The 5,891-nt window shown below is 35.1% G+C and carries 7 protein-coding genes; 6 read left to right on the plus strand and 1 reads right to left on the minus strand.

Annotated features, from left to right (window positions below; all coding sequences use genetic code 11):
- Positions 1–7 precede the first annotated feature (7 nt).
- Positions 8–244, minus strand: coding sequence for a hypothetical protein (locus tag B0A58_RS12785; protein ID WP_089081385.1), 237 nt, complete (start codon positions 242–244; stop codon positions 8–10).
- Positions 245–250: 6 nt separating this feature from the next.
- Here B0A58_RS12785 and B0A58_RS12790 point away from each other — a divergent pair, with 6 nt between their 5' ends.
- The 6 genes from B0A58_RS12790 to B0A58_RS12815 all read left to right on the plus strand — a co-directional run bounded on the left by B0A58_RS12790 (position 251) and on the right by B0A58_RS12815 (position 5,889).
- Complete coding sequence (locus tag B0A58_RS12790) at positions 251–811, plus strand: hypothetical protein (RefSeq protein ID WP_014083993.1); 561 nt, start codon at positions 251–253, stop codon at positions 809–811.
- Positions 812–1,383: 572 nt separating this feature from the next.
- Positions 1,384–1,704: a DUF6787 family protein gene (locus tag B0A58_RS12795; protein WP_014083994.1), complete on the plus strand. Its 321-nt coding sequence runs from the start codon at positions 1,384–1,386 to the stop codon at positions 1,702–1,704.
- Between the two features lie 215 nt (positions 1,705–1,919).
- Positions 1,920–2,312 (plus strand): inner membrane protein YiaA, encoded by a 393-nt coding sequence (gene yiaA, locus B0A58_RS12800; RefSeq protein WP_014083995.1) that lies wholly within the window; start codon positions 1,920–1,922, stop codon positions 2,310–2,312.
- Positions 2,313–2,402: 90 nt separating this feature from the next.
- Positions 2,403–2,978, plus strand: coding sequence for a non-canonical purine NTP diphosphatase (locus B0A58_RS12805; RefSeq protein WP_165766343.1), 576 nt, complete (start codon positions 2,403–2,405; stop codon positions 2,976–2,978).
- A 169-nt stretch (positions 2,979–3,147) separates the two neighbouring features.
- Positions 3,148–5,037: a DEAD/DEAH box helicase gene (locus tag B0A58_RS12810; RefSeq protein ID WP_014083997.1), complete on the plus strand. Its 1,890-nt coding sequence runs from the start codon at positions 3,148–3,150 to the stop codon at positions 5,035–5,037.
- Between the two features lie 87 nt (positions 5,038–5,124).
- Positions 5,125–5,889 carry a carboxypeptidase-like regulatory domain-containing protein gene (locus B0A58_RS12815; RefSeq protein ID WP_014083998.1) on the plus strand — a complete coding sequence of 255 codons (765 nt, stop codon included), beginning with the start codon at positions 5,125–5,127 and terminating at the stop codon, positions 5,887–5,889.
- Positions 5,890–5,891: the final 2 nt, after the last annotated feature.

Consider the following 5,891-nt stretch of genomic DNA (forward strand, 5'->3'; position numbering starts at 1 on the left):
TGAGGGATTAGCGCAAGGCACCGTGTGCTCGTGATAGCCCGACGGCAAAAAAAGGAAGCCCCGCCTGAAGGGTTTGGGGCGTGGGGGCTTGCTTTTTTTTGCCGGCATGCCCTAATTGGTTAGTGTTTTTATGGATGAAGTGGCTTTTGGTGGGGTAGTAGGTATTGGTTTGAAATTTTTTGTATTTTTTTTTGTTTATTGAAAATAAATTGTATTTTTGAAACATTAATAATAAATAAATCATAATAAGATGTTTGAACAATTAACAGAATTAGTGAAACAATTTGGTGGCGATGCTGTGGTGAATAATGCTGCGGTGCCTAATGAACACAATGAGGCCGTTTTGGGCGAGGCCAGCTCATCTATACTTGATGGGTTGAAAAAAATTGCTACTCAGGGTAATGGGGCCGAGTTGATTGGGGGGTTGTTTAATGGCAATAGTGCTGGCGACACATCGAACCCTGTTGTAAAAATGCTTACGGAACAGTTGTCGGGCAGTTTGGGTCAGAAATTTGGTTTGGGGTCTGAGGCTGCATCGGGTGTGGCGGCTAGCTTGATTCCAAAAGTTTTGGGTTCTTTGATTGGCGGGGCAAAAGATCCGAATAATGCGGGTATTCAGATTACGGATGTTATTGGGGCCATTTCGGGCGGTAATAGTGGTGGCATTATGGACGTGGTATCGAAGTTTGGTGGTCAGTTTGGATTGGATCAAAATGGCGATGGCAAGGTGGATATGAGCGATGCTTTGGCTGCTGCTACTAAACAAGGTGGTCTTGGTGGTATGTTGGGTGGTTTGTTTGGTAAATCGTAATTTTTTTGACAATTAATGCGTAAATACTCCTAAAAATGGCCTGAAATTGCTGTTTGATTGTAAAACCAAGAGGGGAATTTATAGCTATTTATACTCGAAATTTTGCATAAAAGATTAATAATCATGTAGATAACGTACGCTATTGGGAGTTTTACATCATAGTTAAAATACATGATATTACATGTTTATAAATTATTTGATTTTGCACCTTTAGCTGGTATTCTTTTTTATAGGCATAATTTGAAAAATTAACCTTTGATATATTAAATAGCAGCTTTTTTTGTTAGGATTTTGTTAATTTTAAATTTTTTGTGTGCTATCATTTTAAATAAAAACCATTCTATTGTTAGAATGGTTTTTTTGTTAAGGAATTTTCTATTACTTTTGTTGTTTAATTTATTTAATCAATTATGATTATCTTTGTGCTGCATTTGTGTATTAGTATTGATTTTTGACCAATGGTCGTGATAATTAATAGTGATTTATTGCAATAACATAAGGTATTATTTTATAAAAATATAGTTTTTTAGCTTTGTATAGGTAATGTATTTGCTTTAACTTTATAAAAAATCATGGAAAAGTTTAAACAAAAATGGCGGATTCGGTCTAATGTTCAATTGGCCATAATTGTATTGGTGTTTGCAATAAATGGTTCGTTGTCTGCCAAAATTGCCTTGTTTGTTTTGGATCGATTGGGGTTGTCTATCAAGGAATTGCCGGCTGTGTTGTATTATGTGGTGTTGTTTTTGATTGTTTTGCCATTTTATCCTTATTTGTTGAAAGTGGTGGGCTTTGTTTTTGGGCAATCGTCTTTTTTTAATCCAATAGCTAATAAAATGTTGGAACAATATAAAAAAGGCATCAGAAAATGGATTTTTTTTAATAGGAAATAAGTTTTGCGGTTGGTATAATGAAATATTTGTCTTACAATAAAACCATTAAAATGATACGATAGTAGTTTTTATTAAAAAAATGCGATAATTTGAGGAGCATTTTTTGTTTTGATTTTAAAAAAGATTACCTTGCATTAAAATTTTAGAATAACAATTGAAAAGTAGTATAAAAAAGAGTTTAAACCAATTATTTTTAAGTAAAAATTAACAAAATTATGAATCAAAAAACATCAACGGCATTTATTATTGCCTCTTGGATTGCTATGGGCGCTGGAATTATAGGATATTTAGTAGGTTTGATGCGGGCCGACATGTTGCTAAACGAAAAAGGCTATTATTTTACAGTATTAATGTTTGGCTTGTTTTCGGTAGTATCGTTGCAAAAAAGTGTTAGAGACCGACTGGAAGGCATTGTGATAACGGATATTTATTATGGCATTTGCTGGTTTGGCTCCATTTTGTCTATTGCGTTGTTGGCCATTGGGTTGTGGAATGCCACGATTTTGCCTAGCGAAAAAGGATTTTATGCCTTTGCCTTTTTGTTGGCTATTTTTGGAGCTATTGCCGTGCAGAAAAACACAAGAGATAATTTGGCTTCAGAGAAATAAATGATTGACAAGCTAGATAATACTTAAAATTAATTGTAATATTAATTTTAAGTATTTTTTTTGTAATAAAAATGAAAAAAAATGGATAAAATAAAACTCGTATTTGCCTCAAATAATGCTCACAAAATTGAGGAAATACAACAATTAGTGCCAGAATTTGTTGAGATTTTAAGTTTGCAAGCCATCAATTGTTTGGAGGACATACCCGAAACTGCCACTACCATTGCCGGCAATGCCCAATTGAAAGCCAATTATGTAACAGAAAAATATGGTTACCCTTGTTTTGCAGATGATACAGGACTAGAAATTGAGGCTTTGAACGGTGCTCCAGGTGTTTTTTCGGCTAGGTATGCGGGCGAACCTAAAAATGACAAGGCAAATTTAGAAAAAGTATTGGAAAATATGACTCAAGAAACCCACAGAGCGGCACAATTTAAAACTGTTATTTGTTTGAATTTAAATGGTTTACAACATTTGTTTACAGGAATTGTAAAAGGCAATATAGCGCTAACTCCAAAAGGTAATCAGGGGTTTGGTTATGATCCCATTTTTAGGGCAGCAGGATACGATAAAACATTTGCCGAAATGACTATGAAAGAAAAATCTGAAATAAGTCATCGAGGAAAAGCGGTGGAACAATTGGTAGTATTTTTGCGAAAAATGTAACAAAAACGAGCAGGTGTGCCTGAAAAAAACAACAAATAGCAAGCGACAATTTATTTCAAAAAAGCTAAATAATTGATAGTCAATTTATAATAATAAAATAAATAAAGAAAAAGCATTAGTTATTAACAAAAATTCGATGTACCTTTGCGACCTATTTTAAATACATATAATGAATAAATTTGAACAATTAGGATTGAGTGAATCGCTACAACGTGCGATTATCGATCTAGGATTTGAAAATCCGACCGAAGTGCAGGAAAAGGCGATTCCCCTATTATTGGAAAAAGACACAGATTTAGTTGCGTTGGCTCAAACAGGGACAGGGAAAACGGCAGCTTTTGGTTTTCCGCTGATTCAAAAAATTGATGCCAACAACAGAAATACACAAGCATTGATTTTATCACCCACACGAGAATTATGTTTGCAAATTACAAACGAAATTAAAAACTACGCCAAATACGAAAAAGGTATAAATGCCGTAGCCATTTATGGAGGAGCCAGCATTACAGAACAAGCCAGAGAAATAAAAAGAGGGGCACAAATTATTGTAGCTACACCTGGCCGTATGCAAGACATGATTAATAGAGGATTGGTAAACATTTCTCAAATTAATTATTGTGTTTTGGACGAAGCAGACGAAATGTTGAACATGGGATTTTATGAAGATATTGTAAACATCCTTTCGACATCGCCCGACGAAAAAAGCACATGGTTGTTTTCGGCAACGATGCCACAAGAGGTAGCCCGAATTGCAAAACAATTTATGCACAATCCACTTGAAATTACTGTTGGAACCAAAAATTCTGGTTCGGCCACGGTTTCACATGAGTTTTACCTTGTCAATGCAAGAGACCGTTATGAAGCACTTAAAAGATTAGCCGATTGTAATCCAGATATTTTTTCGGTAGTTTTTTGTAGAACCAAAAGAGATACCCAACAAGTAGCCGAAAAATTGATTGAAGACGGATACAACGCCGCAGCCCTTCATGGCGATTTGTCGCAAGCCCAACGTGACTCTGTTATGAAATCGTTTAGAGGCCGACAAATTCAAATGCTTGTTGCAACAGATGTTGCCGCAAGAGGTATAGATGTGGACAATGTAACACACGTTGTAAATTACCAACTTCCAGACGAAATAGAAACCTACAACCACCGTTCTGGAAGAACAGGAAGAGCAGGAAAACTAGGTACCTCTATTGTAATAGTTACCAAAAGTGAACTAAGAAAAATTGCTTCCATTGAAAGAATTATCAAACAAAAGTTTGAAGAAAAAAGCATTCCATCTGGAATTGAAATTTGTGAAATACAATTGTTGCATTTAGCAAACAAAATAAAAGACACCGAAGTAGATCATGAAATTGACAATTATTTGCCAGCAATCAACACTGTTTTGGAAGGTTTGTCAAAAGAAGATTTGATTAAAAAAATGGTTTCTGTAGAATTTAATCGTTTTATTAATTATTACAAAAAAACCAAAGATTTATCTACACAATCAGCAGGTAACGACCGTAATAGAGAAGAAAGAGGCACTAGAGAAACCAATACAAACGGTGCAGTTCGTTATTTTGTAAACATCGGATCGAGAGATAATTTTGATTGGATGACTTTGAAAGATTGGTTGAAAGAAACATTAGACCTTGGCAGAGACGATGTATTTAAAGTGGATGTAAAAGAAGGTTTTTCATTCTTTAACACCGATGCTGAATTTACAGATAGAGTAATGGATGTTTTGAACAATACACAATTGGAAGGCAGACGCATCAATGTGGAAATTTCTAAAAACGACGGAGGAGGCAGACGTGACCATAACGGACGCAGCGCTGGCGGATTTGGTGGAAGCCGTAATGGCGGAGGCGAAAGACGTTCGGGCGGTAGCGGTTTTAGAGGGGCGGCCAAAGAAGGTGGTTTTAGAAACGAAAGAAGCGGTGCTAGAGAAGGCAGCTTTAGAAGTGAAAGAGGCAGCAGCTCCCGACGTGAAACAACTGTAACTGAAAGAGCTCCAAGACGTTCAGAAAGTTTTGGAACAACTCCAAGAGCCAGACGTACTAGAAGAGATTAAAACTATTTGTTAATTTTCTGGTAAATATACTAGCAAACTACAAACTATTTCGTGTTTATTTATTACTTTTGAGTTTTATTTAAATTTATGAAATATTTTGTAGTTTTCTTTTTTGCACTCTTTGCTACAACCCTTGTAGCTCAAGATAAAAATGCCCAAAAAATATCGGGAAACATTATCAATAGTGTCAATTCATTGCCCGTAGCAAATGTTAATATCATCAATATCAACAAAGTAAAAGGTGCTGTTTCGGGTAGTTTTGGACTATTTGAAATAGAGGCCACTGTAAATGATACCTTACACATTACTTGTATCGGATTTCAATCTTTGAAAGTAAAAGTTACCAATGACTGGGTAAAAAATAAAATTACAAAAATACAACTTACTCCAAAATCGTATGCCTTGGAAGAAGTAATTGTAAGAAAATACAATTTGACGGGATATTTAGAAATTGATTCCAAATTAATCCCCGTTAGAGAAGACTACCGATACAGTATTTCTGGACTTCCACAGGCTTATGAAGGTGGGCAGTATGCTCCAAATGCTTTTAATAAAGTAATGGGATCCTTGTTTAACCCCGCTGACATGCTTTATAATTTTTTTGGCAATAAGCCCAAAGAACTTCGCAAACTCAAAGAAATGAGAAAAGACGATACCGTACGAAATGTATTGGAATCAAGATTTGACAGAGAAACATTGGCAGCCTTGTTGGGCATAGACAAAAAAGAAATAGCCGAAATTTTAGAACGTTGTAATTATTCTGAATCTTTTGTAAAATCAGCAAACGATTTGCAAATTATGGATGCCATTAGCGGTTGTTATGAAGAATATAAAATTTTGAAAAAAAATTAAAA

Origin of the sequence: Flavobacterium branchiophilum NBRC 15030 = ATCC 35035, from assembly GCF_002217205.1 — a bacterium.
Classification (GTDB): domain Bacteria; phylum Bacteroidota; class Bacteroidia; order Flavobacteriales; family Flavobacteriaceae; genus Flavobacterium; species Flavobacterium branchiophilum.

Coding starts and splice junctions, on each gene's coding strand:
- B0A58_RS12785 (WP_089081385.1), bottom strand. CDS start 244: ATGATTTATTTATTATTAATGTTTCAAAAATACAATTTATTTTCAATA.
- B0A58_RS12790 (WP_014083993.1), top strand. CDS start 251: ATGTTTGAACAATTAACAGAATTAGTGAAACAATTTGGTGGCGATGCT.
- B0A58_RS12795 (WP_014083994.1), top strand. CDS start 1,384: ATGGAAAAGTTTAAACAAAAATGGCGGATTCGGTCTAATGTTCAATTG.
- yiaA (WP_014083995.1), top strand. CDS start 1,920: ATGAATCAAAAAACATCAACGGCATTTATTATTGCCTCTTGGATTGCT.
- B0A58_RS12810 (WP_014083997.1), top strand. CDS start 3,148: ATGAATAAATTTGAACAATTAGGATTGAGTGAATCGCTACAACGTGCG.
- B0A58_RS12815 (WP_014083998.1), top strand. CDS start 5,125: ATGAAATATTTTGTAGTTTTCTTTTTTGCACTCTTTGCTACAACCCTT.